General features: G+C 59.2%; 25 protein-coding genes. 13 read left to right on the top strand and 12 right to left on the bottom strand.

Annotation, left to right across the window (positions count from 1 at the left end; all coding sequences use genetic code 11):
• Positions 1–57 precede the first annotated feature (57 nt).
• The 8 genes from PFY00_RS08955 (at position 58) to PFY00_RS08920 (ending at position 5635) form a co-directional block, all read left to right on the top strand.
• Positions 58–1341, top strand: a complete 1284-nt coding sequence (locus PFY00_RS08955) for a tetratricopeptide repeat protein (RefSeq protein WP_271432187.1) — start codon at positions 58–60, stop codon at positions 1339–1341.
• Positions 1342–1431: 90 nt separating this feature from the next.
• Entirely contained in the window at positions 1432–1749 is a 318-nt protein-coding gene (locus PFY00_RS08950; protein ID WP_271432186.1) for a hypothetical protein, read from the top strand.
• A gap of 245 nt (positions 1750–1994) precedes the next feature.
• Positions 1995–2276 (top strand): integration host factor subunit beta, encoded by a 282-nt coding sequence (ihfB, locus tag PFY00_RS08945; RefSeq protein WP_271432185.1) that lies wholly within the window; start codon positions 1995–1997, stop codon positions 2274–2276.
• 10 nt (positions 2277–2286) lie between these two features.
• Complete coding sequence (locus PFY00_RS08940) at positions 2287–2646, top strand: LapA family protein (RefSeq protein ID WP_271432184.1); 360 nt, start codon at positions 2287–2289, stop codon at positions 2644–2646.
• Between the two features lie 98 nt (positions 2647–2744).
• Positions 2745–3404, top strand: a complete 660-nt coding sequence (locus PFY00_RS08935; RefSeq protein WP_271432183.1) for a phosphoribosylanthranilate isomerase — start codon at positions 2745–2747, stop codon at positions 3402–3404.
• 62 nt (positions 3405–3466) lie between these two features.
• Positions 3467–4537: a phenylalanine--tRNA ligase subunit alpha gene (gene pheS / locus PFY00_RS08930; protein WP_271432182.1), complete on the top strand. Its 1071-nt coding sequence runs from the start codon at positions 3467–3469 to the stop codon at positions 4535–4537.
• A complete protein-coding gene (locus tag PFY00_RS08925) occupies positions 4537–4731 on the top strand; it encodes a hypothetical protein (RefSeq protein ID WP_271432181.1) in 195 nt (64 codons plus the stop codon). Before pheS ends, PFY00_RS08925 begins: the two co-directional genes overlap by 1 nt.
• Before the next feature lie 499 nt (positions 4732–5230).
• On the top strand, positions 5231–5635 hold the full coding sequence (locus PFY00_RS08920) for a hypothetical protein (protein ID WP_271432180.1): 405 nt from the start codon (positions 5231–5233) through the stop codon (positions 5633–5635).
• Between the two features lie 12 nt (positions 5636–5647).
• On the opposite strand, the gene xylB is transcribed toward PFY00_RS08920, so the two are convergent.
• From xylB to PFY00_RS08900, 4 genes are all read right to left on the bottom strand, one after another.
• A complete protein-coding gene (gene xylB, locus PFY00_RS08915) occupies positions 5648–7090 on the bottom strand; it encodes a xylulokinase (RefSeq protein ID WP_271432179.1) in 1443 nt (480 codons plus the stop codon).
• Positions 7091–7108: 18 nt separating this feature from the next.
• Positions 7109–7891 carry an ATP-binding cassette domain-containing protein gene (locus PFY00_RS08910; RefSeq protein ID WP_271432178.1) on the bottom strand — a complete coding sequence of 261 codons (783 nt, stop codon included), beginning with the start codon at positions 7889–7891 and terminating at the stop codon, positions 7109–7111.
• Positions 7891–9030, bottom strand: coding sequence for an ABC transporter permease (locus PFY00_RS08905; protein ID WP_271432177.1), 1140 nt, complete (start codon positions 9028–9030; stop codon positions 7891–7893). The genes PFY00_RS08910 and PFY00_RS08905 overlap by 1 nt, the downstream gene beginning before the upstream one ends.
• Before the next feature lie 108 nt (positions 9031–9138).
• A complete protein-coding gene (locus tag PFY00_RS08900; protein ID WP_271432176.1) occupies positions 9139–10167 on the bottom strand; it encodes a sugar ABC transporter substrate-binding protein in 1029 nt (342 codons plus the stop codon).
• 269 nt (positions 10168–10436) lie between these two features.
• On the opposite strand from PFY00_RS08900, the gene PFY00_RS08895 reads away from it, so the two are divergent.
• Positions 10437–11558, top strand: a complete 1122-nt coding sequence (locus tag PFY00_RS08895) for an ROK family transcriptional regulator (RefSeq protein WP_271432232.1) — start codon at positions 10437–10439, stop codon at positions 11556–11558.
• Between the two features lie 72 nt (positions 11559–11630).
• Here PFY00_RS08895 and PFY00_RS08890 read toward each other — a convergent pair whose 3' ends face one another.
• A complete protein-coding gene (locus tag PFY00_RS08890; RefSeq protein WP_271432175.1) occupies positions 11631–13838 on the bottom strand; it encodes an NADP-dependent isocitrate dehydrogenase in 2208 nt (735 codons plus the stop codon).
• Between the two features lie 210 nt (positions 13839–14048).
• Here PFY00_RS08890 and otnK point away from each other — a divergent pair, with 210 nt between their 5' ends.
• Both otnK and otnC read left to right on the top strand, forming a co-directional pair.
• Positions 14049–15272: a 3-oxo-tetronate kinase gene (gene otnK, locus PFY00_RS08885; RefSeq protein ID WP_271432174.1), complete on the top strand. Its 1224-nt coding sequence runs from the start codon at positions 14049–14051 to the stop codon at positions 15270–15272.
• Positions 15269–15907: a 3-oxo-tetronate 4-phosphate decarboxylase gene (gene otnC, locus PFY00_RS08880; protein WP_271432173.1), complete on the top strand. Its 639-nt coding sequence runs from the start codon at positions 15269–15271 to the stop codon at positions 15905–15907. The genes otnK and otnC overlap by 4 nt, the downstream gene beginning before the upstream one ends.
• 13 nt (positions 15908–15920) lie before the next feature.
• Here the strand turns inward: otnC and cueR are convergent, their stop codons facing one another.
• The 5 genes from cueR to PFY00_RS08855 all read right to left on the bottom strand — a co-directional run bounded on the left by cueR (position 15921) and on the right by PFY00_RS08855 (position 21206).
• Positions 15921–16310 carry a Cu(I)-responsive transcriptional regulator gene (gene cueR / locus PFY00_RS08875; protein ID WP_271432172.1) on the bottom strand — a complete coding sequence of 130 codons (390 nt, stop codon included), beginning with the start codon at positions 16308–16310 and terminating at the stop codon, positions 15921–15923.
• The gene (locus tag PFY00_RS08870; RefSeq protein WP_271432171.1) at positions 16307–18775 is read right to left on the bottom strand and encodes a heavy metal translocating P-type ATPase; all 2469 of its coding nucleotides are present in this window, start codon (positions 18773–18775) and stop codon (positions 16307–16309) included. The genes cueR and PFY00_RS08870 overlap by 4 nt, the downstream gene beginning before the upstream one ends.
• Before the next feature lie 47 nt (positions 18776–18822).
• Positions 18823–19275, bottom strand: coding sequence for a hypothetical protein (locus PFY00_RS08865; protein WP_271432170.1), 453 nt, complete (start codon positions 19273–19275; stop codon positions 18823–18825).
• Positions 19276–19409: 134 nt separating this feature from the next.
• Positions 19410–20615 (bottom strand): 23S rRNA (adenine(2503)-C(2))-methyltransferase RlmN, encoded by a 1206-nt coding sequence (gene rlmN, locus PFY00_RS08860; protein WP_271432169.1) that lies wholly within the window; start codon positions 20613–20615, stop codon positions 19410–19412.
• A gap of 108 nt (positions 20616–20723) precedes the next feature.
• Positions 20724–21206, bottom strand: a complete 483-nt coding sequence (locus PFY00_RS08855; RefSeq protein WP_408648453.1) for an invasion associated locus B family protein — start codon at positions 21204–21206, stop codon at positions 20724–20726.
• Between the two features lie 221 nt (positions 21207–21427).
• Here PFY00_RS08855 and PFY00_RS08850 point away from each other — a divergent pair, with 221 nt between their 5' ends.
• Positions 21428–22441 (top strand): asparaginase, encoded by a 1014-nt coding sequence (locus PFY00_RS08850; protein ID WP_271432168.1) that lies wholly within the window; start codon positions 21428–21430, stop codon positions 22439–22441.
• 49 nt (positions 22442–22490) lie between these two features.
• Here PFY00_RS08850 and iolE read toward each other — a convergent pair whose 3' ends face one another.
• Together iolE and iolG are read right to left on the bottom strand one after the other, a co-directional pair.
• A complete protein-coding gene (iolE, locus tag PFY00_RS08845; RefSeq protein WP_271432167.1) occupies positions 22491–23390 on the bottom strand; it encodes a myo-inosose-2 dehydratase in 900 nt (299 codons plus the stop codon).
• A gap of 37 nt (positions 23391–23427) precedes the next feature.
• Positions 23428–24414 carry an inositol 2-dehydrogenase gene (gene iolG / locus PFY00_RS08840; protein ID WP_271432166.1) on the bottom strand — a complete coding sequence of 329 codons (987 nt, stop codon included), beginning with the start codon at positions 24412–24414 and terminating at the stop codon, positions 23428–23430.
• A 209-nt stretch (positions 24415–24623) separates the two neighbouring features.
• Here iolG and PFY00_RS08835 point away from each other — a divergent pair, with 209 nt between their 5' ends.
• Positions 24624–25736 (top strand): mandelate racemase/muconate lactonizing enzyme family protein, encoded by a 1113-nt coding sequence (locus PFY00_RS08835; RefSeq protein ID WP_271432165.1) that lies wholly within the window; start codon positions 24624–24626, stop codon positions 25734–25736.
• The last annotated feature ends 92 nt before the right edge of the window (positions 25737–25828 follow it).

The following is a 25828-nucleotide window of genomic DNA, read 5'->3' as shown; positions in this document are numbered from 1 at the left end:
GCTTGGAATAGACTCTTGGGCATTTCCGGGTAGGCTGTTTTCAAAGGGAGACGCAGGATGACCATTTCCGACGCCTACGGAAATACGCTGACCACGGGCACCGCAATGTCCCGGGACTTTTATGACATCGGGGTTAAAGGCTTGCTGGCTGCCACCTACGGCGCAAAGGATGTCTTTGAGCAGGCAATCAGCGCTGACCCGGAATTTGCACTGGGATATGTCGCGCTTGCCCGTGCCCGGATGCTGGGCGGTGATATGCCGGGGGCGCGAACGGCCATGGCAGCGGCGGAACGCCTTGCGCCCATGACAACCGAACAAGAACAGTCACATATCAACGTCATGGCTTTGCTGGTGGCAGGCAAACCCGTGGAAACGCGCGCCGCGGTTTGGGAACACGTGCAGCGCTGGCCACGCGACGCGGTGATTGCGCAGCTGTGCACCAATGTCTTTGGGCTGATCGGCTTTTCGGGAAAGGTGGGCCGTGAGGCGGACCTACTCTCCTACACAACCATGCTGATGCCGCACTACGGCGAAGACTGGTGGATGATGTCCATGCATGCGCTTTCGCTCTGCGAGACGGGGGCCACGTCGGAATCGCTGGATCTGATGGAGCGCTCACTGGCGCTGAACCCGCACAATGCCAACGCCGCACATTTCAAGGCGCACGCGCTCTACGAGATCGGGGAAACGCGGGCAGGGCGGGCCTATCTGGATGATTGGCTGACGGGATATGACAAACGCGGGGGGTTGCACGGACATCTGACCTGGCATGCGGCGCTTTGGGCGCTGCAGGACGGAGATGAAGAGCGGCTTTGGGCGCTGGTTGATGCCGGCGTCGCGCCCGACACCGGAAGCAGCATGCCGATCAACGTGGTCACAGATACAGCAGCCATCTACCACCGGGCGGAATTGGCAGGTCTGACCGTCGCGCCTGAACGATGGGCGGCACTCAGCGATTATACTGCCGAACGCTTTCCCAAGCCGGGACAGAGCTTTGTCGATATGCACGCCGCGCTGGCGCATGCCATGTCAGGCAACGGAGATCGCCTGGCTGCCGTGATGGACGTGCAAAAAGGCTATGCGCATGATTTGGCACGTCCGGCTGCCCGCGCGTGGGGGGCAATCGCACGAGGGCAATGGCAGGACGCATTGGAAAACCTGATCCCGGTCTTGGCGCAAAGCGAACGGATCGGAGGCAGCCGAGCGCAGCGCGATCTTCTGGAATTGACCTACGCAAATGTTCTGCTCAAGCTTGGGCTGACGGACGAAGCGCGCAGGGTTTTGTCACTGCGGCGGCCGAACCTGGCCAAACCATTGCCTGTGTCCGGGTTGGTGGCCTGATCAAGACGGCCCAGACCGAGTGAATTATTCCCGGCGATCCTGAAATGATCGCCAAACCGTTTGATTGATGAACCTGTATTGGGGACCATTGTGAAAAGAATCCTTTTGTCAGCCAGCCTGATTTGCGCTGCATCCTTCGTTTCGGCACAGAGCGAAATCATCATTCCGGATGACAGCACCCGGTTTATCCAGCAGCAGCCTCAAGGGGACACGACCCTGCGCATGCGCTCGGTGACCGTTGAAGGGCAAAGCCAGTTGAGGGGCCTTTTCGGTGACGCATGGACCGCGGGCGAAGTCAAAGTGCGCGCGGCCCAGACCTGCGGTTCGGCGGGGATGAAATTGATTTATTTCAAGCCGGGCGCAAAGGACGGCAAGGGACGGACCAACTTTGCCGCTGTATGCCAGTAGAGCGGATTTCCAGCGCAGTGTCCGAAGCCATCAAAGCCGAATCGGCGAATGATGATTTGCAGGCAAGAAGCAAAAAGTGGCGCGTTTCAGCGCCCAACTGGCGGCGAAACGCCGCTTTTGCGCCGCCAAACCGATGCAATCCATAGCTTTTCCCAAACTTGAATGTTTTCGTTTTGAGCACGCGCGCGTATAGTCGTCGCCAATGACTGCGCGCTGTCACGCGCGGCACAGGGGGATGTTGAACCATGATCAGATCAGAACTGATCCAGAAAATTGCGGACGAAAACCCGCACTTGTTTCAGCGTGACGTCGAAAGAATCGTGAATACGATTTTCGAAGAGATCACCAATGCCATGGCCCGGGGCGACCGGGTTGAATTGCGGGGCTTCGGGGCGTTTTCCGTCAAGAAGCGCGACGCAAGAACTGGCCGCAACCCTCGCACCGGTGAATCGGTGGAGGTCGAGGAAAAGCACGTGCCTTTCTTCAAGACCGGCAAGCTTCTGCGCGACCGCCTGAACGGGAAGTAAAACAAAACCCATGCGTTATATCCGCTACGCTTTTCTGGCCGCGCTGGCCATTGTGTTGGTTATTGTAGCTTTGGCAAACCGGGCCTCGGTGACATTGAATACCCTACCGGAGGGGCTGGCTGGTTTTCCCGGGCTTGGCTGGCTTGGTCAGTCCATTGAGCTGCCGCTCTATATCGTGATTTTTGGCGGAATCGTTGTGGGCCTGCTGGTTGGTTTCGTTTGGGAATGGCTGCGCGAACACAAGCACCGCGCAGAAGCAGCGTCCAAGCAGGCCGAAGTCAAAAAGCTCGAACGTGAGCTTAAGCGCACGCAGGCCGAGCGGGACAAGGACAAGGACGAGGTTCTCGCCCTTCTGGATCAGGCAAGCTGATCGGGCGTCTCGCCCACTTTCGAAAGTTGTGACAGTTTTCTGGGGCTTTGCCCCAGACCCCAGGATATTTTTGGCACAAAGAAACAGGGAGTCGCGCCATGGACGTGCGGGTCAAGATCTGTGGCCTGACGCGGCCGGATGATGTCGAAGCTGCGGCCTCGGCTGGTGCGGCTTATGGCGGTTTTGTTTTCTTTCCCAAGAGCCCCCGAAACGTGAGTTTGGATGTGGCGAGGGATTTGGCCAGTCTGGCGCCCGTGGGGCTGGCCAAGGTGGCCCTGGTTGTGAACGCGGACGACGCCATGCTGGATGCGCTTTGCGCCACGGTTCCGCTGGACATGCTTCAGCTACACGGAGGAGAAACACCCGAGCGCGTGGCTGAGGTGCGCGCGCGCTATGGTTTGCCGGTGATGAAGGCGGTTGGCGTTGGTGAAGAGGCCGATCTGCCGAAGATCGGGCTTTACGCGCAGGTTGCCGATCAGATCCTGATTGATGCCAAGCCGCCCAAGAACGCGGATTTGCCGGGCGGAAACGGACTTGCCTTCGACTGGCGTTTGATTGCGGGCAAGCGCTGGGCCAAGCCTTGGATGCTGGCGGGTGGTCTGAACCCCGACAATGTCGGTGATGCGATTGCTATGACCGGGGCGCGTCAGGTGGATGTCTCATCCGGTGTCGAAGCGGCGCCGGGTCTAAAGGACGCCAGTAAAATCGCGCAGTTTGTGCGGAATGCCCGACACGTCACGGCGGTTCCGCGTCTATAGGCATGCTTGCATTCCTAGGGCGCTGTGATAGCACGGCCCCGCGTCTGTAAGGAGAGGCCAAGATGCAAGATCTGCGCGACAAATACCTGACTGCAATTGCGAATGCTGGCGATGAGGCCGCGCTGGAGGATCTGCGCGTCTCGGCGGTGGGCAAAAAGGGCGAAATCAGCCTCAAGATGCGTGAGCTTGGCAAGATGACGCCGGAAGAGCGCCAGACTGCAGGCCCTGCGCTGAATGCACTGAAAGACGAGATCAACAGCGCATTGGCCGCCAAGAAGGTCGCCTTGGCCGATGCGGCACTGGATGAACGGCTCAAGTCCGAGTGGCTGGATGTCACGCTGCCGTCTCGTCCACGCCAGCAAGGCACTATCCATCCGGTAAGCCAAGTGACCGAAGAGGTCACAGCGATCCTGGCCGACATGGGCTTTGCCGTGGCCGAAGGGCCGCAGATCGACAGCGATTGGTATAACTTTGACGCACTGAATATTCCCGGCCACCATCCTGCGCGCGCCGAGATGGACACCTTTTACATGCACCGCGCCGAAGGCGACGAACGCCCGCCGCATGTGCTGCGGACGCATACCTCGCCGGTGCAGATCCGGCATATGGAAAAGCACGGCGCGCCCTGCCGGATCATTGCGCCGGGAAGAGTGTACCGCGCCGACTATGACCAGACCCACACACCGATGTTCCATCAGGTCGAGGGACTGGCCATTGATCGCGATATCTCGATGGCGAACCTCAAGTGGGTGCTGGAGGAATTTTTCTCGGCCTTCTTTGGCACCAGTGTCAAAACCCGCTTCCGGGCTTCGCATTTCCCCTTCACCGAACCATCGGCCGAAGTGGACATTCAGTGTTCGTTCGAAGGCGGTACCGTCAAGGTCGGCGAGGGCGACGATTGGCTTGAGGTTCTGGGCAGCGGCATGGTGCACCCCAAAGTGCTGGCCGCGGCAGGTGTAGACCCGGACGAATGGCAGGGCTTTGCCTTTGGCATGGGCATCGACCGGATCGCCATGCTGAAATACGGCATTCCGGATTTGCGCGCCTTCTTTGATTCAGACCTGCGCTGGCTGCGGCATTACGGCTTTGCTTCGCTGGATGTGCCGACGCTGCATGGCGGACTTAGTCGGTAATGTACTCTTCTGAGATTGAAGAACGCCTTCTACGCTTGATCGCTCAAGATGATTTGGGTGAAGGGGTACGTTTCGCAGATCATGGCTCAGCTAGAGAAACCAAATTTACTGGTGACTTCAACGAAACGGCACTGAAGGCGCACGATCAAAATACGGAAGTCCGACATGCTTTTAAAATCATGCAGGCCTCATGACTAATCACTTTGTCTGGCGAGTGGTCTGAAGAGTGCTATGCTAGCCTCACCCGAGCTGGCTACTCAACAATCGAAAAATACGACAAAAACAAGTTTTGGCCACGAATGCGTTCCCACTTCGGATCGTTTTTGGCTGAGGCAGTGCGATCGTTTGTTGTTCCTATGCTGGTGGCAATTGGTACTGTCGTTGTATTGCACACTCTTGGGTACTGATTGGTAGAAATGATGAGACCAAACTCATTGAAGCGCGGATCAAGCCCGCAGGGCGCCGCGCTATCGCCGGGCCGCCCCCCGGCACGGCGATTGGTCTGCCGTATGCGCGCCGCTGATCCCTAGCGCGCCAGTGGCTGGGATAAAGCGTCTTAGAAATTCCGACTGATCGCCGCACCGCGGCCCGTCGATGGTCCGGCTTGGCGCTCGTTTTAAGCCAAGGAATACCTGACTACGCCCGGCCTTCGCCCTGTGCCACACTCGGCTCCAACCAACAGGAGCCAAACCCATGCACCGCCTGATCCTCGCCGCTGCCCTCGCCCTGACGACAACCGCCGCTATGGCGGACGAAACCTGGTCTAGCGATATGGGCGAGATCGTTTATCTGGATGAGCAGGACGGCGCAGCGATTTTCACTTTTACCAATGTGGATGGCACGCCGGCGCGTTTGGTGATCCCGGGGCTCGCGGGCAATTATTCCAACCGTGACACGCATCGCGCCTATTGGACCGGTGTTGGTCCGAACAATTGCGGCGCGCTGCTGTCTGAGCCGGGGCAGGCCCCGAGCGCCAATTGGGGGCAGGCTCTGATCAGCTTTGACAAACCCGCTTTCCCGACGTCTTTCACGCTGACGCTGGGGTGGTGCTTTGACCCGCTGAGCACGGCAATCCGGGCTGAAACCAACGCTCGATAAGGGCGAGCGTGTCTACGTGTCCGGCAGCGATTGCAAGGCCGGGTAGAGCGCGCGATAGCGCCGCAATCGGCTTTCATGACGTGCAGAGGCCTCGGGATCGGGGCGGAATTCCTGCCGTGTTTCGGGCTGGTGCAGGTCTGATACTGACAGATCGCCGATGCACATCGCGGCCAATTTAGCCGCACCAATAGCCGGGCCGATCGCGGCGTCTTCGCTGCGGTTCAATGTGACACCCATAACGTCCGCCATGGTTTGCAGCAAAAGTGCCGAGCGTGCTCCGCCGCCTATGGCCTGGAGGGTGCAGGGCATTGGCCGGGCCGCTTCGAGCGCGGCACGCGCGTCGGCAAAGCTGTAGGCGATGGCCTCGATCACCGCGCGCATCATTTGTCCGCGCGTCGTGTCATTGCTCAGGCCGATAAAGGCGCCGCGGATTTTACTGTCGCCGTGCGGGGTGCGTTCGCCGGTCAGATAGGGCAGGCAAATGGGCGTGCCGGGAAGGGGGGCGTCTTGGGCTTCGGCCAACAGCGTCTCGATTGGCGCGCCGGTCATGTCAGCGAACCATTGCATGGGTCTGGCCCCGTTCAGCATCGCCGCCATTTGATACCAAAGCCCGGGCAAGGTGTGCGCAAAGCTGTGCAGCCCTTGATCCGGCGCTGCGGCATAACGGTCTGTTACCACGAAAAGCTGGCCGGACGTGCCCAGTGATACAAAGCCATCCCCGTCGCGCACCGCGCCCAGTGCAATGGCCCCGGCAACGGCGTCACCGGCCCCTGTAGCAACCGGGATGCCCCGGGGCAGACCCAGTTGCTCGGCTGCGGATTGACTGAGTTGTCCGGCCTGTTCGGTCCCGCCCAGAATGGGCGGAAACCAACCCGGATCACTGGCTGTTGCCGCTTGTAAAGCAGGGGCCCAGTCACGCTGCGCCTGATCGAACCACCATGTTGCAGCCGCATCAGAGGGGTCCGTTATGCACGCGCCATGCAGGCGCAGCCCGATATAATCTTTTGGGCTAAGAAGATGGGATATCGCTTTGAAATTGTTCGGCTCTTCCCTTGATAGCCAGAGAAGTTTGGGGGCTGTCAGCCCGGGCATGGCCCGCACGCCGGCCAGTTGCGCCAAATGCGGATGTGTGTTGCTCAGCGATTTGCAATCCGCTTCGGCCCGGCTGTCGTTCCAAAGGATGGCGGGACGGATGGCCCTGTGGGTTTTGTCCAGAAGAACCGCACCGTGCATTTGCCCGGACAAACCAATAGCGCTTGGTGGTGGCTGGTCGGCACAAGCGGAGCGAACGGCTTTAACCACGGCTTGCCACCAGTCGTCCGGGGCTTGTTCGGCCCATCCTGCATGCGGGTGCTGTATGCTCAGCCCAACACTTGCATCCGAAAGGACCGTTCCGGTCACGTCGATGAGGACCGTCTTGACCGCTGACGTGCCAATATCGATGCCTAAGTACATAGAGTGTGTGCTTTCGGATCAGGCCGGGATGGTTTCGGGCGGCGGTTCTGCCGCGCCGGTCATAAACGCAACCGCATCATTCATTGAGAAGGCTTTGGGATCGATCACGCAGAGCCGTTTGCCGAGCCGGTGAATGTGAATCCGGTCTGCGATCTCAAAAACATGAGGCATGTTGTGCGAGATCAGAACAATCGGGATGCCACGGGATTTGACGTCCTGAATAAGCTCCAGCACCTTACGGCTTTCCTTGACGCCCAGTGCGGCGGTCGGCTCGTCCAGAATGATGACCTTTGACCCAAAGGCCGCAGCCCGCGCGACCGCAACGCCCTGACGCTGACCCCCTGAAAGGGTTTCAACTGCCTGCCGGATATTCTGGATCGTCATGAGCCCGAGATCATTCAGCTTGTCCCTTGCCAACCGTTCCATTTCGGCCTTGTCCAACTGGCGAAAGACTTTGCCCATCAGACCCTTTTTCCGGATTTCGCGCCCCATGAACATGTTGTCCGCGATCGATAGGGCCGGGGACATGGCGAGGGTCTGGTAAACGGTTTCGATCCCTTTTTCGCGCGCGTCGATCGGAGAGTTGAAGTCGACCCGCTGACCATCGAGAAAGACCTCACCTTCGTCCGGGACCACAGCGCCTGAAACGGCTTTGATCAAGGTGGATTTGCCTGCGCCGTTGTCGCCGATGACCGCCAGGATCTCGCCGGGATAGAGTTCGAAGTCGCAGTGATCGAGGGCCGTGACCTTGCCATAGCGTTTGACCAGATTCTTGCCCTGCAGAATGGGTGTGCGTTCCATTATACCGATACCTTTCTGATCCACTGGTCCACGGCGACAGCGCCGATGATCAGCACGCCGATGAGCAGGAAGGTCCACTGCGGATCTGCGCCAGACATTCTGAGCCCCAATTCGAAAACCCCAACGATCAGTGCGCCAAACAGCGCCCCCAAAATTGAGCCGCGCCCCCCAAACAGCGAGATCCCACCGATCACAACGGCCGTAATCGCTTGAATGTTGCCGATGACCCCTGTGGTGGCCGAGGGAGAAACTGACCCAAATCGTCCAATCATCACCCATGCGGTAAAGGCGCAGATCAGACCGGCCAGCATATAGACAGACATCAAGGTGCGGTGCACGTTGACCCCGGCCAGCTCGGCCGCTTCTGGATCGTCGCCCACGGCATAGACATGGCGGCCCCAGGCCGTGGACCGCAAGGCATAGGCCAGCACTAGCGCCAGAACCAGCATCGACACAACGCCAAGCGTAAGGGTGGCTCCGCCCAGCTTCATTTTGTAGCCCATCAGCTGAAGGAAGGGGGCCTGTGCCTCGATGTCCTGACTGCGAATGGTTTCATTGGCGGAATAGAGATAGTTCGCGGCCAGAACGATCTGCCACATCCCGAGCGTGACAATGAAGGGTGGCAGTTTGACCCGGCTGACAAGCCATCCGCTGACAGCGCCGATCGCGGTGCCGAACACCAGACCGATCATGACTGAAACAAACGGAGGGATCCCATAGCGGAACGTGAATTGTCCCATGATGACCGAGCACAGAACAGCGATTGCGCCGACCGACAGATCAATGCCTGCAGTCAGGATGATCAATGTCTGAGCGAGCGCAAGAACGCCCACAATCGCAACTTGTTGCAAGATGAGCGTCAGCGTGAATGAGTTGAAGAACCGAAAGCGGCCATTGGACACGTCTTCCAGTGCGGCCCAGCCCATTCTGACCTGAATGGGCTCCCAGTCGATCCAAAGCCCGAAGCCAATGGTAGACAGGACAAGAACGATTAGAGGAACCATTGAAGGGTTTGAATGCAGGAAGTGCTGCAAACGGTGCACAAAGCCCCGTTGTTCATCATCAAACTCGGCAACCTTTGAATCGGCTGCTGCAAGCGATGCTTCGTAGTCCTGCCCTTTGGAGCCGGATTCGGACATGGTTGTCCCCTCGTGCCTTGGATGTCTTTGAAATTCAGAGCGCCTTTACCCGGTCAGGTCAAGGCCGCGGGATCGGACGGGGCAGGGGCCCCGTCCGACGTTTTGTACTTAACCCCAGCAGAGGTTCTTGCCTTCTTCGACCGAAATCGACTCGACGCCATCGGCGGCTTTGTCAGTCACCAGTGCAACGCCGGTATCAAAGAAATCTTTGCCCGGTGTCGGCTCTGGCTTTTCGCCGTTGTCGGCCCATTTCTTGATCGCTTCAACGCCCAGCGATGCCATCAGCAGCGGGTACTGCTGCGAAGTCGCGCCGATCACGCCGTCCGCCACGTTCTGAACACCGGGGCAGCCACCGTCGACAGACACGATCAGAACATCGTTTTCGCGGCCAATGGCCTTGAGTGCCTCATATGCACCGGCTGCGGCGGGTTCGTTGATGGTGTAAACCACATTGATGCCGGGATCCTTGGCCAGCAGGTTTTCCATCGCCTTGCGGCCACCTTCTTCGTTGCCAGCGGTCACATCGTTGCCGACAATCCGCGGATCATCTTCGTCACCCCATTTGTTCGGGTCTTTGATGTCGATGCCAAAACCGGTGAGAAAGCCTTGATCGCGCAGAACGCCAACCGTTGGCTGGCTGATGGCCAGATCCAGCATGCCGATCTTCGCGTTGGCGGCATCGTCGCCCAGTGAGGCCGCGGCCCATTTGCCGATCAGCTCACCAGCAAGGAAGTTGTCGGTTGCAAAGGTTGCGTCTGCCGCGTCGATAGGTGACAGCGGCGTATCAAGCGCAATAACAACCAGCCCGGCCTCGCGGGCCTGCTGTACGTTGGGTACGATGGCAGAGGTGTCAGAGGCTGTCAGCAGGATGCCTTTTGCGCCGTCCGCAATGCAGGTTTCGATCGCCTGAACCTGTGTTTCGTGGTCACCATCCACTTTGCCCGCAAAGGCCTTGAGCGTCATGCCCAGCTCTTCTGCTTTGGCTGTCGCGCCTTCCTTCATCTTGACGAAGAAGGGGTTGGTGTCGGTTTTCGTGATTAGGCAAACGGTTGTCGCATGCCCGCCAGCGGCGGCCATAGTCGCCGAAAAGGCCAGCGCGGATGCGCCCATAGCAAGTGTTTTAGTCAAATTCGTCATGTCTTTCCTCCCAAAGGTAACGGCTTCAGCCGTTCTTCCGGGTGCGCATGCCGAGCATTTGCCAGCGGTGCGCAACCCTCGGACGTAAGGGAAGCAGAGAATCGCTCCGAGTGTCAATAATAAATAAATCAGAATGAATTATTATTGACAGGGTCAATTGTGCTAAGCATTCTCAAGCGAGGGAGGATGCCATCTTGAACGTGAAGTCGGTTGAGCAAGCCATTGATAAAGAGACGGAAATCCTTGGGCGTGGCTCCAATCAAAGTGGGATGCGTGCGCACAATGAACGTCTTGTTTTGACGCTGTTGCGTCGGCACGGCCCTATGGCCAAAGCCGATATTGCGCGTTCAACCGGTTTGTCCGCACAAACGGTATCCGTGATTATGCGTGCCCTCGAGGGCGATGGTCTGCTGGAACGCGGCGATCCGATCCGCGGCAAGGTCGGGCAGCCTTCGGTGCCGATGGCGCTCGCGGCGGGTGGGGCGTATTTCCTGGGCCTCAAAATTGGTCGCCGGTCCGTTGAGCTGGTGCTGACAGATTTCAAGGGGCAGGTGCTTGACCGGGCTACGCGGGTTCATGCCTATCCAGAGCCCAAGGCAACGGTCAAATTTGCGGTGTCACAGATCGAGGCGCTTTTGGCTGACCTGCCGGACGACCAAAGAACACGGGTGGCCGGACTCGGCATTGCAATGCCTTTTTTCCTGTGGAACTGGGCCGCCAAACTGAATGTCGCCCCGGAAAGAATGGAAGGATGGCGTGACTTCGATATCCGGGCGGAAATTGCAGCGGCCTTTGATTTTCCGGTTTTTCTGCAAAATGACGCATCCGCGGCCTGTGGGGCCGAACTGGTCTTTGGCCCGCAGGATGGCGCGCGCGATTTTCTGTATTTTTACGTTGGCTACTTCATTGGCGGCGGTTTGGCGCTGGACGGCAAACTGTTTACCGGGCGCGGGAATGCGGCGGCTTTGGGGCCTTTGCCTGTGCCAGATGGAAAGGGTGGAACCTGCCAATTGATCGATCTTGCCAGCCTGGGTGTGCTCGAGGCGACGCTGCTGTCCAGCGGGTTCGAAACCTCGAGTATGTGGATAAACACAGAAGACTGGCGTGTGGACGAGGCGATGTTGGAAGACTGGCTCAACAGCGCTGCCGATGCTTTGGCCTATGCCGTCGTGTCGGCCAGCGCGGTTCTGGATGTAGAGGCCGTGCGCATTGATGGCTGGTTGCCTGACCCCGCGCGCGAAGCTTTGGTTTCCAAGACGCAGGCGGCGCTTGCACGAAACGACACCACCGGTCTGACCTTGCCAAGAATAGAGGCGGGCCATGTCGGATCTGACGCCCGAACCCTTGGTGGGGCCAGCCTGCCTTTGTCGCATCGATTTTTGATTGAATAGGCGTAGGTCCGAGTGGCCTGCGGTTTCGGCGCGCCCCTTGGCGCGCCGAATGCATGGTTTGTCGTTCCGCGCTTAGCCGATGATGGCGTTCAGGGTCGCGGAGGGGCGCATCACAGCAGCGGTCTTGGCCGCATCCGTGTGGTAGTAGCCGCCGGTGTCGGCTGCTGCGCCGCGGACTGCCGCCAGTTCAGACACGATAGCCTCTTCGCCATCTGCAAGCGCCTTTGCGATTGGTGCAAAATGCGCCGCAAGATCTGCATCGTCGGACTGCGCGGCCAAGGCTTCTGCCCAGTAGCGTGCGAACCAGTAATGGCTGTCGCGGTTGTCGGGCTGGCCAACCTTGCGACCGGGGCTGCGGTCATGGTCCAGAACGCCCTGCGTCGCTGTTTCAACGGCATCGCCGAGGATGCGGGCCTTGGCGTTGTTTTTCGCATCCGCAAGGAACTTGAACGATTCACCCAAAGCACAGAACTCACCCAGGCTGTCCCAACGCAGGTGGTTTTCTTCCATCAGCTGCTGAACGTGCTTTGGTGCAGAGCCGCCGGCACCGGTTTCAAACAAACCACCGCCGTTCATCAGTTTCACGATCGAAAGCATTTTGGCGCTGGTCGCCAGCTCAAGGATCGGGAAGAGGTCGGTCAGGTAGTCACGCAGCACGTTGCCGGTGATGGCGATTGTGTTCTCGCCCTTGGTGATCGTCTCCAGCGACGCCACGGTCGCTTCGCGCGGTGCCATGATCTCGAACTTGTCCGCGACGCCTTTGGCTTCGAGGATCGGTTTGACGTAGGCCAGCAATTGCGCGTCATGGGCACGGTTCTCATCGAGCCAGAAAATCGCCCGGTAGCCAGTGGCCTTCTGCCGTTCGATGGCCAGATTGACCCAGTCTTCGATCGGTGCCTTGCGCGTGGACGCCGAACGCCAGATGTCTCCGGCATCAACGTTGTGTTCGTGGATGACAGTGCCGTCGTCCAGAACCATTTTGACCGTGCCTGCGGCAGACATTTCAAATGTCGTCGGGTGCGATCCGTACTCTTCGGCTTTCTGAGCCATCAGGCCGAGGTTCTGAACGGTTCCGGCGGTGGCCGGGTTCAGGGCGCCGTTGGTTTTGAAAAACTCGATCGTCGCGTCATAGACCGGCGCATAGGAATTGTCCGGGATCACACAGTTTGAATCGGCTTCCTTGCCATCGGGGCCCCAGCCTTTGCCGCCCGCGCGGATCAGGGCAGGCATCGAGGCGTCGATGATGACGTCAGAAGGGACGTGCAGGTTGGTGATGCCGCGGTCGCTGTCCACCATGTACATGGGCGGACGTTCGGCCGTGATGGCGTCGATTGCGGCCATGATGGCAGGCTGATCCTTGACCCGGTCCAGCAGGTCGCCCAGTCCGGAGTTCGGATTGACGCCCAGTTCGTCCATTTCTGCACCGAACTGTTCGAAAACAGGCGCAAGCCAGGCTTTGACCGCGTGACCAAAGATGATCGGGTCGGAGACCTTCATCATCGTGGCCTTCATGTGCAGCGAAAACAGTGTGCCTTCGGCTTTGGTCTGCGCAATCTGGTCAACGAGGAATTCGTCCAGAGCTTTTGCGGACATGAATGTGGCATCCACCACGGTGCCTGCCGGATAGCTGACGCCGTCCTTGAGGACTGTTTCTGTCCCATCGGCTGCAACGTGCACGATCTTGGCCGAGGTTGCGTCGCCCAGCGTGGCCGAAGCTTCGTTGGAAAAGAAATCGCCGCCCGACATCGAAGCAACGCGTGTTTTGCTTTCTGCGGTCCAGGCACCCATGCGGTGCGGGTTGTTCTGGGCATAGTTCTTGACGGCGGCGGCCGCGCGGCGGTCCGAGTTGCCTTCGCGCAGAACCGGGTTCACGGCCGAGCCTTTGATGGCATCGAAACGGGCGCGGACCGCCTTGTCCGCGGCTGTTTCAGGTGCTTCAGGATAGTCGGGAATGTCAAAGCCCTGGCTTTGCAGTTCCTTGACGGCTGCAACCAGCTGCGGAACCGAAGCCGAAATGTTCGGCAGTTTGATGACGTTCGCATCGGCGGTTTTGACCAGCTCGCCCAAAGCGGCCAGATCATCGTTTTGGCGCTGCTCTTCGCTCAGACCTTCGGGAAAGGCTGCGATGATGCGTCCGGCCAGTGAAATGTCGCGGGTGCCAACGCTGACGCCAGCGGCCTTGGCAAAGCTGCTGATGATCGGCAGCAGCGAACCGGATGCCAGCTGCGGCGCTTCGTCGACAATAGTGTAGATAATGTCGGGGGTGTCATTGTATGCCATGGTGCACAAACCTCTCATTGATGCGCAGGCAATAGCCGACAGGGCACCGAACGTCCACAGCGATGGGGGCTTGAATCGTGGAAAATTGTCGAAATACGCCGGGACGTGATGCCGCATCAACCCGCGGGTCGCTGTGCCCTGCCACTGGACAAGAGACCTTTGGCTATGCCCTATGGCCCAAGACGGACAGCCCACGGAAAGGATCATGGCGTGAAAATTGGCGTAGTCGCAGATGATTTTACCGGTGCATCCGACATCGCACTGACATTGGCCGAGGCCGGTATGAGCACCGCGCAATATATCGGTGTGCCCGAAGGTCCTGCAGATCCCGATCTGGGGGCCGGGGTGGTGGCGTTGAAATCCCGCACCGCGCCAGTGGCCGAAGCGGTTTCGCAATCGCTGGCCGCCTGCGATTGGTTGCGTGCGCAGGGTGCGGAGCAGATCATTTTCAAAGTTTGCTCAACCTTTGATTCCACGCCCGAGGGCAACATCGGCCCTGTTCTTGATGCGCTGGCCGAAAAACTGGGGGCCGAAACGGTCATCACCTGTCCGGCGTTTCCGGAAAACGGCCGGTCGGTCTATATGGGGCACCTTTTCGTCGGGGAAACTTTGCTGAACGAATGCGGCATGCAGGATCACCCTCTGACGCCAATGACCGATGCGGATTTGCGGCGCTGGTTGGCGCTTCAGTCCGACCAGCCAGTCGGTCATGTTTCGGCCCGAGTGGTGGCGGCAGGCGCGCAGGCGATCCGTGATGCGATGCCGGAAAAGGGTCATGTGATCGTCGACGCCATTCAGGATGATGATCTTTGGACCATCGGTGCCGCAGCCGCGGGGGCGCGCCTGCTCTGTGGCGGCTCCGGCATAGCCTTGGGTCTGCCGGCCAATTTTGGCGCTAAACCCGCGACACCAAACTGGGCGCCCGTGACCGGGGCGGGTATCGTGCTGTCAGGCTCGTGCAGCCGCGCAACCCGTGGTCAGGTCGAAACCTACGCCGCCAAGGCCGCGTCGCGCGAAGTCACTGCCGAGACGGTCATGTCCGGTGCCGCCACGGTGGAAACGCTGGCGGAATGGGCCCTGTCGCAGCCCGGCGTTCCGATGATCTACAGTTCGGCCGACCCCGTAGTGGTGCGTGCTGCGCAGGACCAGTTTGGACGTGAGGCCGTGGCCGGACGAATTGAAACACTGTTTTCGGATCTGGCCGCGCATCTGGCAGACCGGGGTGTCCAGCGTATCGTTGTGGCCGGAGGTGAGACTTCGGGTGCCGTGGTTTCAGGGCTTGGTGCGACCAGACTGGCCATAGGCCCACGCATTGCCGCCGGGGTCCCGCTGGTGCGCGCTGAAGGCCGTGAACTGGCGCTGGCTTTGAAGTCGGGCAATTTTGGCGGACCAGACTTTTTCGAGCAGGCCTTGCGGCAGATGGAGGGTGCATGAGCATCGAGAGCAAAGCACGCGAAGATATCTGCCGCATCGCCAAGTCGATGTTTGACCGCGGTCTGACGCGCGGATCGTCCGGCAATATCTCGGTTCGGTTGCCCGATGGGAACCTTCTCATGACGCCGACCGGCAGTTCCTTTGGGTTCCTGGATCCGGCCCGCATCAGCCTGCTGGCACCCGACATGACCCATCTGGGCGGCGATAAGCCGACCAAGGAAACCCCGCTGCACAGCGCATTTTATGAAACGCGCAGCGGCACAGGGGCCGTTGTGCATCTGCATTCATCGCATTCAACAGCGTTGTCCATGCTGCCTGAAATCGATCCCGATGATGTGTTGCCACCGCTGACACCTTACGCTGTCATGATGCTGGGCAAGGTCAAGTTGCTGCCGGTGTTCCTGCCCGGCGACCCTGAAATGGGCGAGGCCGTCAGGGGGCTTGCCGGCAAACGCACTGCCGTTCTGCTGGCCAATCACGGGCCGGTTGTGGCGGGCAAGGATATCTGGGCCGCCAGTTTCGCCATGGAAGAGCTGGAAGAAACCGCAAAGCTGGCACTGATGACCCGGGGTATGGATCCGCGGATATTGACGGCGGAACAGGTCAAGGCCCTTCAGGACAAGTACCCGTCCTGATCGACCGGCGGCCCTAGCTGGATCGGGCCAGATCCTTGAGGATCGGACAATCGGGCCGCGCATCGCCATGGCAGGCCGTCACCAGATCCCCCAAGGTGTCGCGCATCCCCTGCAACGCAGCAATCTTTTCGTCGATTTGGCGCAGATGATCCTGCGCCAGCTTCTTGACGTCTGAGCTGGCGCGGCTGTCGTCTTCGTAGAGCGCCATAAGAAGGCGGCAGTCTTCGATGGAAAACCCCAAGGCGCGGGCCCGGGCCACAAAGGCCAGTTTATGCAGGTCGCTGTCCTGAAACACCCGATACCCGTTGGTATCCCGGCGGGGGCTGACCAGACCGATTTCTTCGTAATAGCGAATGGTCTTGGCGGGCAGGCCTGCCTGTTTTCCTACCTCAGAGATATTCATGCGTGTGCTTCCTGCTGCAATGTTCTGCGTTGCGCGTCGGGATTGTGGGCAAGGGCAGGGGCCATGCGGCGCAGTCGCAGCGCATTGCTGAGCACAAAGACCGACGAAAGCGCCATGGCCCCGGCGGCCAGCATCGGTGAAAGCAGCATGCCAATGGCTGGATACAGAATGCCAGCAGCCACCGGAATCAAAGCTGCGTTGTAGGCAAAGGCCCAGAACAGGTTTTGCCGAATGTTCCGCATGACGCGCCTGGACACATCAAGGGCGGTCACAGCGCCAGCCAGATCGCCGGATATCAACACGACGTCGGCGCTTTCGATGGCCACATCCGTGCCGGTTCCGATTGCAATGCCCACGTCGGCTTCGGCCAGCGCTGGTGCATCGTTGATCCCATCGCCAACAAAGGCGACTGCGCCCAGTTCGATTTGCAATTGTCTTACGGCGTCTCGTTTGCCCTCTGGCAGAACTTCGGCCTGCACATGATCGATGCCCAGATCCGCAGCCACATTGCGCGCAACCGAAGCCGTGTCGCCGGTTATCATGGCCAGCGAAATGCCCCGCTCGCGCAGGACAGCCAAAGCACGGGCCGCTTCGGGTTTGACTTGGTCGGCGACCGCGAATGCGCCAGCAATCCGGCCATCGACAGCTACCAGAACGGGCGTCTGCCCTTTGGCCGCCATCGAGGCCAACGCTTTTTCAAGGGGCGCAAGGCTGATGTCCTCTCGGTTCATCAGGCGTTCTGCACCGACCAAGACGGTCTGCCCATCAACAATTGCACGCAATCCAAAGCCCGGTATCGCCTCGACGCTTTGGGGCGTTTCGCTGTCTGTTGCGGCTTGGATCAATGCTTGGGCGATCGGATGGTCGCTGCCTGTCTCGGCGCTGGCTGCCAGCCTGAGCACATCGGAAGCTTCAAACCCGGGCGCAGCCCATTGGTCCGCAAGTTCCGGACGGCCCCGCGTCAGGGTGCCTGTCTTGTCAAAGGCGATTGCCTTAACGGTATCCAGCCGTTGAAGCGTATCCCCTTTGCGGAACAGCACGCCCAGTTCTGCCGCACGGCCGGTCCCCACCATGATCGAGGTCGGCGTTGCCAGCCCCATGGCGCAGGGGCAGGCGATGATCAGAACGGACACACCGGCCACCAGCGCAAAGGTCAGTCCGGGCCCAAAGGTCAGCCAGATCGCAACGGTCAGCGCCGCAAGTGCCATGACGATTGGTACGAACCAACGCACCACCCGATCTGCCAGCGCCTGAATCGGCAGTTTGGCCCCCTGTGCCTCCTGAACCATCGCAATGATCCGGGCCAGCACGGTGTCATGCCCCACCGCCGTGGCGCGATACCGCAACGCGCCGTTGCCGTTGACGGTACCGGCGACCAGCATCGACCCTTCGGATTTTTCGTTTGGTACAGGCTCGCCCGTGATCATGCTTTCGTCCACGAATGACCGCCCGGTCAGCACGGCCCCATCCACTGCCACGCGTTCGCCCGCTTTCAGGGACAGCACATCCCCCAACACAATCTGATCCACGGGAATGTCGACGATTTGACCATCCCGTTCGACCTGCGCCGTATCGGGGCGAAGTCCCACAAGTTGCCGGATCGCAGCCCTTGTACGGCCTTTGGCCCGTGCTTCTAGAAACCGGCCCAGCAAGATCAGCGTGACAATGACGCCCGCGGCTTCAAAATAGATGGCGCGCGTGCCTTGGGGCAGCGCTTGAGGCGCAAATAGCGCGAGTGTGGAATATCCCCAGGCCGCCAAGGTGCCCAAGGCGACCAGCGAATTCATGTCCGGTGTGCCCTTGGCCAAGAGCGGCAGGCCGATGCGGTAAAACCGCCGTCCCGGTATCGCCAAAACCGCCGTGATCAAAATGAACTGAAGCAGCCAGCTGGTTTGCTGGCCGATCGTCCCATGGATCCAATGGTGAAACGGTGGAACAAGATGCCCGCCCATTTCGACCAGAAACACCGGAAGGGTCAGAATGCCCGCAATCCATAGATCCCGGCGCAGCTGCGCTTGTTCAGAGGCATCGGGCGGGACCACATCGTCGCAGTCCAGCGGCTCGGCGTCAAACCCCAGTGCCTTGATCGTTGAAGTCAGGTCTTCTTGCTCGACCAATCCCGGCACGGTCGTGACCCGGGCCTGTTCGGAAGCCAAATTGACTTGTGCCTTCGTCACGCCGCGCAGGGCCATCAACCCGGCCTCAATCCTTTGGGTGCAAGAAGCACAGTGCATGCCCCTGATTTGGAGCGTGCGCACCTCGGTTCGGGCCGGATATCCTGCGTCTTGCAGGGCTTGGTTCAGCTCTGAGAAGCCCGCATCACCTGCGACGGTTGCCATGCGATTGGCCAGATTGACGCCAGCCTGTTCAACGCCTGCAACTGAAGCCAGCGCACGCTCGGCCCGTCCGGCGCAGCCCGCACAGCTTAGATTTGTGACTTCAAAACGCAAAGTGGCAGTGGCCATTGTCGGACCTTTGGTTGGCAAGCTTTCGCCAAACATAAGGGTTCCTGTCACTGGAAGGTCAAGGTCCGATCACCGAGAATCCTGCGTTTGCAGTCAGCACAGAGCAGCGGCATTCCGAGACGTTCGGCCTGTTTGACCAGTTCCGGCATCTTGTGCGGCTGGATTAGGAACAGGGCCTGTTCCATGGCTTCTTCGCGGCGTTGTTCGGTCGCGGACAGGACGAAAAGGACCAGCGTCTGTTCGTGCTGAGACAGCAGTTTGCAGCGCGGTGCCGAAAGGGGTGCCGGTTGCCAGCCGTGGCTATTCAGAAGGTCCAGCATGTTGCTTGCGGCCATCCAGCAGGACCGGGCCCGTTTGAAAGTCATGTCCCTGCGCAGATCTGACCAAATGGCCCGCTGCGGAGCACGGTGTGCATTCACATGCCGCAGCAAGGTGATCAAACGGGCTTCGACCGGTTTCAAATCGGTCAAGCGCTTTGGGGCAAAAGGTTCGTGTTTCATCGGTCATTCTTCGTTCAGATGTCAATAACTGATAAAAATAGTCGGAAATGTCAAGCAATGCTGACGCGGCCCGACAACGAAAAAGGCCGCCCGAATGCAGGGGCGGCCATCATCTGTCTGAAAAGTAAAGAGTTTCAGCCCTGTTGGACTTCGGCCTCGATCTGTTTGCGCGATTTGCGTGCCCGTTCGGTCGCGGACTTCAGCTGACCGCATGCGGCCATGATGTCTTCGCCGCGCGGGGTACGGATGGGGGAAGCGTAGCCCGCCTTGTAGATGATGTCGGCAAAGCTCTCGATCCGGGCCCAGTCCGAACGCTGGTAAGGCGCGCCGGGCCATTCGTTGAACGGGATCAGATTGATCTTGGCGGGGATGCCGCTGATCAATCGAACCAGCCGCCGCGCGTCTTCGTCGCTGTCATTCACGTCTTTCAGCATCACGTACTCAAAGGTGATCCGCTCAGAGTTGGAGACCTTGGGATATTCACGCAGGGCATCCAGCAGCGCCTCGATGTTCCAGCGCTTGTTGATCGGAACCAATCGGTCGCGCACCTCGTCGGTGGTGGCGTGAAAGGACACGGCCAAAAGGCAGCCAATCTCTTCGGCGGTTTTGGCGATTTCGGGAACGACACCCGAGGTCGACAGAGTGATCCGGCGGCGTGACAGGGCAATGCCTTCGCCGTCCATGGCAATCTTCATCGCGTCGCGGACATTTTCGAAATTGTAGAGCGGCTCGCCCATGCCCATCAGCACGATGTTCGACAAAAGGCGCGGTCCGGCATCCCCGGTACCAACGCCGGGTTCCGGCCATTCGTCCAGATCATCCCGGGCCATCATGACCTGACCAATGATCTCGGCCGCCGTCAGATTGCGGACCAGTTTTTGCGTGCCCGTGTGGCAGAATGAGCAGGTCAGGGTGCAGCCGACCTGACTGGAAATGCAAAGCGTTCCGCGATCGGTTTCGGGAATATAGACCACTTCGACTTCGTGACCGCCCGCGATCCGCACCAGATACTTGCGCGTGCCATCGGCGCTGACCTGCTTGGACACGACTTCGGGAATTGCGATTTCAAAACGTTCAGCCAGTTGCGCCCGGTAATCCTTGGACAAATTGGTCATCGAGCCAAAATCGCGGACACCCCAGTGATACAGCCACTGCCAGATCTGCCCGGTGCGCATCTTGGCCTGTTTTTCGGGTGTTCCGGCTTCGATGAGGGCCGCACGCAGACCGTCGCGGGTCAAACCGATCAGGTTGACCTTGCCGCCTTCCGGCAGCTTGCGCGGGATTGTCATCACGTCTTGCGTGATTGGTGCTTGCGCGTTTTGTCCAGACTGTTCAGCCATGGCCCTGCATCCTCAGTGTCATCCGAAAGCCTGCCATTACAGGATTCGGCTCAAAAACCAAAGGGCCGATCAAGACCGGCCCTTTTCATCAGCAAACTGTAGCGATTGTTACGAACAGCGCTTTTCCGCATCCTCGACCGCGGCCGTGAAACCCAGCAAAGAGAACGTATCTTTGGTGGTGGTTCCGCGCGATGAGCGGGCGGTCAGAACAGCATTTGCACCGCGCTTCATTGCGGTGATCAGCTTGGTGTCATCCTGCGGAGTTGCGGGCCAAGCCCACTCACCTTCGGTGTAGAGTTCGAACTGCGTGCCGCCGATGTTGACGTTCACGGTCGATCCGCCCGCGAACGGATAACCACCGGTAAAGGCAACCTGTCCCTTAACGTTCGCACCCGGACGGTAGAACACCATCAACAGTATCTCACCGCGGGTCACGGCCACCACTCGGCCATCCTTGGTGTTAACGCTTTCCTTGAAAGTGCTGACGGCCCAGCATTCCTTGGGGTTATCCCCTTCGAACACAGACCAATCCGTCATGGCATCCACGCGGTTGGTGCTGGCTTCCTGTGCGTGGCTTGCGCCCGCCGCCATCACGAGTGCGAGCGCGCCAGCGCCCACGATCCGCCCCAGACCTGAAATCATACTTGCAGCCTCCAGCTGTCCTTGCCTCAAAGTCACTGCCCGTGCCTCGATTTTCTTGTCGCTTTTCGCTTTGGCACAAGCCATTTAGTCTCGACGCGGCGACAATAGCCTGAAAAAACGCTGCAATTAAAGCCCTGTTGGCAGATATTCGCTCAGAAGTGAGGTGCAAGATGTCCCATGTTTCGAACAAGACTGCTGAACCATTGGTCGAAGTCTGGCGCGGCCCCCTGGCCGAGAGCCTTCACAGCGGCCATGCTGTTGTCTGCGACGGCACCGGTCAAATCGTTGATTCTTGGGGAAATCCCAAGGAAATCGTCCTGCCGCGCAGTTCATCCAAAATGGTTCAGGCCTTGCCTTTGATCACCTCTGGCGCAGCGGCGGCACGTGGTCTGGATGAGCGCCGGCTTGCGCTGGCCTGTGCCTCGCATCAGGGCGCGCCCGAACATGTGAGTGCAGTCTCGGCTTGGTTGGGAGAGCTGGGTTTGCAGGAAACCGATTTGCGCTGCGGCCCTCAGCCGTCGCGCGACAAGGATTTGAAGCTGCAGATGATCCGCGATGACCAGGCCCCATGCCAGTTGCACAACAACTGTTCGGGCAAACACGCAGGCTTTTTGACCCTTGCGCAACATCTGGGCGCGGGGCCCGAATATGTCGATCCCGATCACCCGGTCCAGTTGGCCTGCAAGGACGCCTTTGAAGAGATCACTCAGGAAACCAGCCCTGGCTTCGGGATTGATGGATGCTCTGCTCCGAATTTTGCAACCAGCATGCATGGTATGGCGCGCGCCATGGCGTATTTCGCGACGGCGCATGAACGCAGCGATACGCAAAGCAACGCCGCGGCGACGCTGGCCGCGGCGATGTATGCCTTTCCTCAGATGGTGGCGGGCAGTGGCCGGGCCTGCACCTTGTTGATGCGGGCCGCGTCAGAGCCGGTTGCGCTCAAGACAGGGGCGGAAGGGTATTTCGTGGCGATCCTGCCCAAGCGCGGTCTGGGCGTCGCACTAAAGATTTCCGACGGTGCAACCCGGGCCGCAGAATGTGCGATCGCAGCCATTCTGGTGCGTCTAGGTGTGTTGGACGCTGCGCATCCCGACGTGAAACGCTTCATGACCCCAGAGGTCAAAAACTGGCGCGGGATCGTAACGGGCCGCATTCAGCCAAGCAGCGCGCTGCTGGCCTGAAACGGGCGGGCGGGTCGCAGCCAAACGAGGCAGCGACCCGTGTTGCAAATCAGCTGACGACCTTCAGACCGGCGGCCGCGCAGACATCGAGGATGTGCTTGTAGCCCATCTCTGAATACTCATAGGGCGGTGCCTTGGCCGGATCCTGTTCGGCCTCTACGACGATCCAGCCGGAATAATCCATGCCTTTCAAAGCGTTGGCAACGGCCTGAAAGTCGATGCAACCGTCGCCGGGAACCGTAAAGGCCCCCGCGATGACCGCGTCCAGAAAACTGCGGTCATTGGCGCGGACATCTTTGACGATCTCGGGACGGATGTCCTTGAAATGCACATGCTTGACCCGCTCTGACCAGCGATCAAGCGTCGCCATGACATCGCCGCCACCAAACAGAAGATGGCCAGTATCAAAGCATAGACCGACGGCATCGCCAGACCCTTCCATCAAGGCATCCACATCCGCTTCGCTCTCGATGATGGAACCCATGTGGTGGTGATAGGCCAAAGGCATGCCTTGATCCGCCATCCATTCGGCCAGTTCCGTCAGGCGGGCGCCATAGGCCATGACCTCGTCCCGGCTAAGCTGCGGGCGCGCGTTTACGGGTGTTTTCATCTGGCCTTGTACGGTGTTTGAACATTCCGCGTAGACGATGCAGGGCGCGCCCAGTGCGATGAACTGTTCGACCTGCTGGGAGACGGCGGCTTTTTCGGTCTCAAGATCGTTGACCAACAGGTTCCCTGAACACCAGCCGCCGCAGAGAACGATATCCTCTGCTTCGAGATAGGCGCGCAGACCTTCGGTGTCCTGAGGCATGCGCTGGCCACGCTCCACCCCGGTATAGCCAATCTCGCGGGCTTCTTTCAGAGCTTGCTCCATGGTGAAGCCAGCGGTGATGTCGGGCAGATCATCGTTCTGCCAGGCGATAGGTGAAATGCCAACTCGAACGTTCATTCCGAGGCTCCCTTGGTTTTGCAGTTTTGGTTGGGTTTTACAGGTCTACGGGTGCGCCATTTTGCGCAGATAGAGTTGCCGCTTCGGCCATGGCCAGCGCATCCACGCCGTCCTGAAGATCAACCGGAACAGGCGCGCCCTGCGTCACAGCCGCCACGAAAGCGGCCCACTCTGAGCGATAGGCCGACATGTAGCGTTCGAGGAAAAAGTGAACCGGTTTGGCCCCGACAACCCCGTCCGCGGTGGATTTGACGACCGTGTTTTCCAGCATGTTTTGTGCTTGGAGCATCCCTTCGGATCCCAGAACTTCAACCCGCTGATCATAGCCAAAGCTGGCACGGCGCGAGTTCTTGATGACGGCAATGCGCCCGTCCGCATAGGTCAGAGTGACCGCAGCCGTGTCAACGTCGCCCGCGTTGCCGATTTCAGGATCAACCAGCGAGCTGCCAACCGCGTTGATAGTCTTTGGCAGCGTGCCCATCAGAAAGTTGGCCATGTCAAAATCATGGATCATCATGTCGCGGAACAGCCCGCCAGACACCCGCACATAGGACAGGGGCGGGGGCGCGGGATCGAACGATGTAATCGACATCAATTCAGGCTTGCCGATCTCGCCTGCATCCATGGCTGCCTTGAGTGCCGCGAAATTCGGGTCGAACCGGCGGTTAAAGCCCACCATGATCGGTTTGCCATGCGTTGAGGCTTTGGCCAGACAGGCCCGCGCGCGTTCGAGACTCAGGTCCACGGGTTTTTCGCACAGCACGGCCTTTCCTGCTGCGGTGGCGGCTTCGATCAAATCGGAATGCGTGTCGGTGGGGGTGGCGATCAGAATGGCATCGATGTTTGGATCGGCGATGATGGTTTCATTGGTTCCTACGGCGCAGCCATGCGCATCCGCCAGATTCTGAGCGGCCTCGGGAACAAAGTCTGAAACGGCAACCAGTTTGCTATTTGGGTCTGTCGCGATCGCCTTGGCATGCACCAGCGCAATACGGCCTGCGCCCAGAAGTCCTACGTTCAGCATTTTGGTTTCCTCACCGGTCAGTATTTTTCGTTTTTTCGGATTTGATACAGTCTTTGTAGAATTCAGCCAGATACTGACAACATTTGCTCTCATTGCACGTCATCGCTGAAATGCAAAATGATAGATTTCCATCATCTTTGAAAAACACCAACACCTTGACATCGGGTTGTTTGCGCGGAGTTGTGTTTCGAAATAGCCCGGAGACAAAGATGCCCCTGATCACAGATGTTCGCGCCCGCCGTTTTGAAATCCCTTTGGATGAGGTCCTGAGCGACGCAAAACATGGGGATCATACGCATTTCGAACTGATCACGGTTACGATCACGCGGGACGACGGTTTGCAGGGCACAGGCTATACCTACACCGGCGGCAAGGGCGGCCATGCCATCGCGGCAATGATCGAGCATGACCTTGCTCCATTCCTGACGGGCAAAGACCCGGATGATGTCGAAGACCTGTATGATGCAATGCAGTGGCACGTGCACTATGTCGCCCGGGGCGGGATCGCATCCTTTGCCATTTCTGCGGTTGATATTGCCCTTTGGGATTTGCGCGGTCTTGCCACAGGGCAGTCCCTCTGTGCCATGGCAGGCGGCGCGTCAGACCGGTGCCGCGCTTATGCGGGCGGAATCGATCTGAACTTTACGCTGCCAAAGCTGCTGGATCAGACGCGCGGCTATCTGGACGCTGGTTTCAATGCGGTCAAAATCAAGATCGGTCAGCCTGATCTGGCCGATGACATTGAGCGGATCGCGGCTGTCCGCAACCTGCTGGGGCCTGATGCGACTTTCATGGTGGACGCGAACTACGGCTTTTCAGAAGAGCAGGCGATTGCCGCCGTGCGCGGATTCGAAAAGTATGACATCACTTGGTTCGAAGAGCCGATCATTCCGGATAACTACAAGGGCTACGGCCGGATCGCAGAGGCAACGGGAATGCCGCTGGCCATGGGGGAAAACCTTCACACTATTCATGAATTCGAGATGGCGCTGGCAGAGTCGCGACTGTCCTACATCCAGCCGGATGCTTCGAACTGTGGCGGCATAACCGGCTGGCTGCGGGTGGCCGCGCTCGCAAAAGAACACGGGATTCCTGTGTGCAGTCACGGGATGCAGGAGCTGCACGTCTCGCTTATGGCCGCGCAACCGCATGCTGGCTGGCTCGAAGTGCATAGTTTTCCGATTGATCGCTACACGGCCCGGCCGTTGGTGGTGCAGGATCACTTGGCCGTCGCCCCCGCCGAGCCGGGAATCGGTGTTCGTTTTGAATGGGATAAACTGGAATTCGTCGATGGAAAGCAGGTGGGACAAGGGGCCTTGTGACCTATTCTTAAATTTTTAGTAGGCTTGCGTCGCAGATCTTAAATATCTGATATTTATATAACTATCATTTAATTCCGCGTGGTATCGGCGGA

It is taken from the genome of Thalassococcus lentus (genome assembly GCF_028023555.1).
GTDB lineage: Bacteria > Pseudomonadota > Alphaproteobacteria > Rhodobacterales > Rhodobacteraceae > Thalassococcus_A > Thalassococcus_A lentus.
Note: the sequence above shows the minus strand (reverse complement) of the source record. Positions and strands in the feature narration are given on the sequence as shown.

Bases quoted from the DNA above. Each gene is read 5' to 3' on its own strand.
- PFY00_RS08850 (WP_271432168.1), top strand. From the start codon at position 21,428: ATGTCCCATGTTTCGAACAAGACTGCTGAACCATTGGTCGAAGTCTGG.
- PFY00_RS08925 (WP_271432181.1), top strand. From the start codon at position 4,537: ATGTACTCTTCTGAGATTGAAGAACGCCTTCTACGCTTGATCGCTCAA.
- PFY00_RS08940 (WP_271432184.1), top strand. From the start codon at position 2,287: ATGCGTTATATCCGCTACGCTTTTCTGGCCGCGCTGGCCATTGTGTTG.
- PFY00_RS08910 (WP_271432178.1), bottom strand. From the start codon at position 7,891: ATGGAACGCACACCCATTCTGCAGGGCAAGAATCTGGTCAAACGCTAT.
- PFY00_RS08920 (WP_271432180.1), top strand. From the start codon at position 5,231: ATGCACCGCCTGATCCTCGCCGCTGCCCTCGCCCTGACGACAACCGCC.
- PFY00_RS08900 (WP_271432176.1), bottom strand. From the start codon at position 10,167: ATGACGAATTTGACTAAAACACTTGCTATGGGCGCATCCGCGCTGGCC.
- iolG (WP_271432166.1), bottom strand. From the start codon at position 24,414: ATGCTGAACGTAGGACTTCTGGGCGCAGGCCGTATTGCGCTGGTGCAT.
- PFY00_RS08905 (WP_271432177.1), bottom strand. From the start codon at position 9,030: ATGTCCGAATCCGGCTCCAAAGGGCAGGACTACGAAGCATCGCTTGCA.
- PFY00_RS08870 (WP_271432171.1), bottom strand. From the start codon at position 18,775: ATGGCCACTGCCACTTTGCGTTTTGAAGTCACAAATCTAAGCTGTGCG.
- PFY00_RS08855 (WP_408648453.1), bottom strand. From the start codon at position 21,206: ATGGCGGCGGGCGCAAGCCACGCACAGGAAGCCAGCACCAACCGCGTG.
- iolE (WP_271432167.1), bottom strand. From the start codon at position 23,390: ATGAACGTTCGAGTTGGCATTTCACCTATCGCCTGGCAGAACGATGAT.
- PFY00_RS08895 (WP_271432232.1), top strand. From the start codon at position 10,437: ATGCGTGCGCACAATGAACGTCTTGTTTTGACGCTGTTGCGTCGGCAC.
- rlmN (WP_271432169.1), bottom strand. From the start codon at position 20,615: ATGGCTGAACAGTCTGGACAAAACGCGCAAGCACCAATCACGCAAGAC.
- PFY00_RS08890 (WP_271432175.1), bottom strand. From the start codon at position 13,838: ATGGCATACAATGACACCCCCGACATTATCTACACTATTGTCGACGAA.
- PFY00_RS08955 (WP_271432187.1), top strand. From the start codon at position 58: ATGACCATTTCCGACGCCTACGGAAATACGCTGACCACGGGCACCGCA.
- ihfB (WP_271432185.1), top strand. From the start codon at position 1,995: ATGATCAGATCAGAACTGATCCAGAAAATTGCGGACGAAAACCCGCAC.
- cueR (WP_271432172.1), bottom strand. From the start codon at position 16,310: ATGAATATCTCTGAGGTAGGAAAACAGGCAGGCCTGCCCGCCAAGACC.
- PFY00_RS08935 (WP_271432183.1), top strand. From the start codon at position 2,745: ATGGACGTGCGGGTCAAGATCTGTGGCCTGACGCGGCCGGATGATGTC.
- otnC (WP_271432173.1), top strand. From the start codon at position 15,269: ATGAGCATCGAGAGCAAAGCACGCGAAGATATCTGCCGCATCGCCAAG.
- PFY00_RS08835 (WP_271432165.1), top strand. From the start codon at position 24,624: ATGCCCCTGATCACAGATGTTCGCGCCCGCCGTTTTGAAATCCCTTTG.
- pheS (WP_271432182.1), top strand. From the start codon at position 3,467: ATGCAAGATCTGCGCGACAAATACCTGACTGCAATTGCGAATGCTGGC.
- xylB (WP_271432179.1), bottom strand. From the start codon at position 7,090: ATGTACTTAGGCATCGATATTGGCACGTCAGCGGTCAAGACGGTCCTC.
- PFY00_RS08865 (WP_271432170.1), bottom strand. From the start codon at position 19,275: ATGAAACACGAACCTTTTGCCCCAAAGCGCTTGACCGATTTGAAACCG.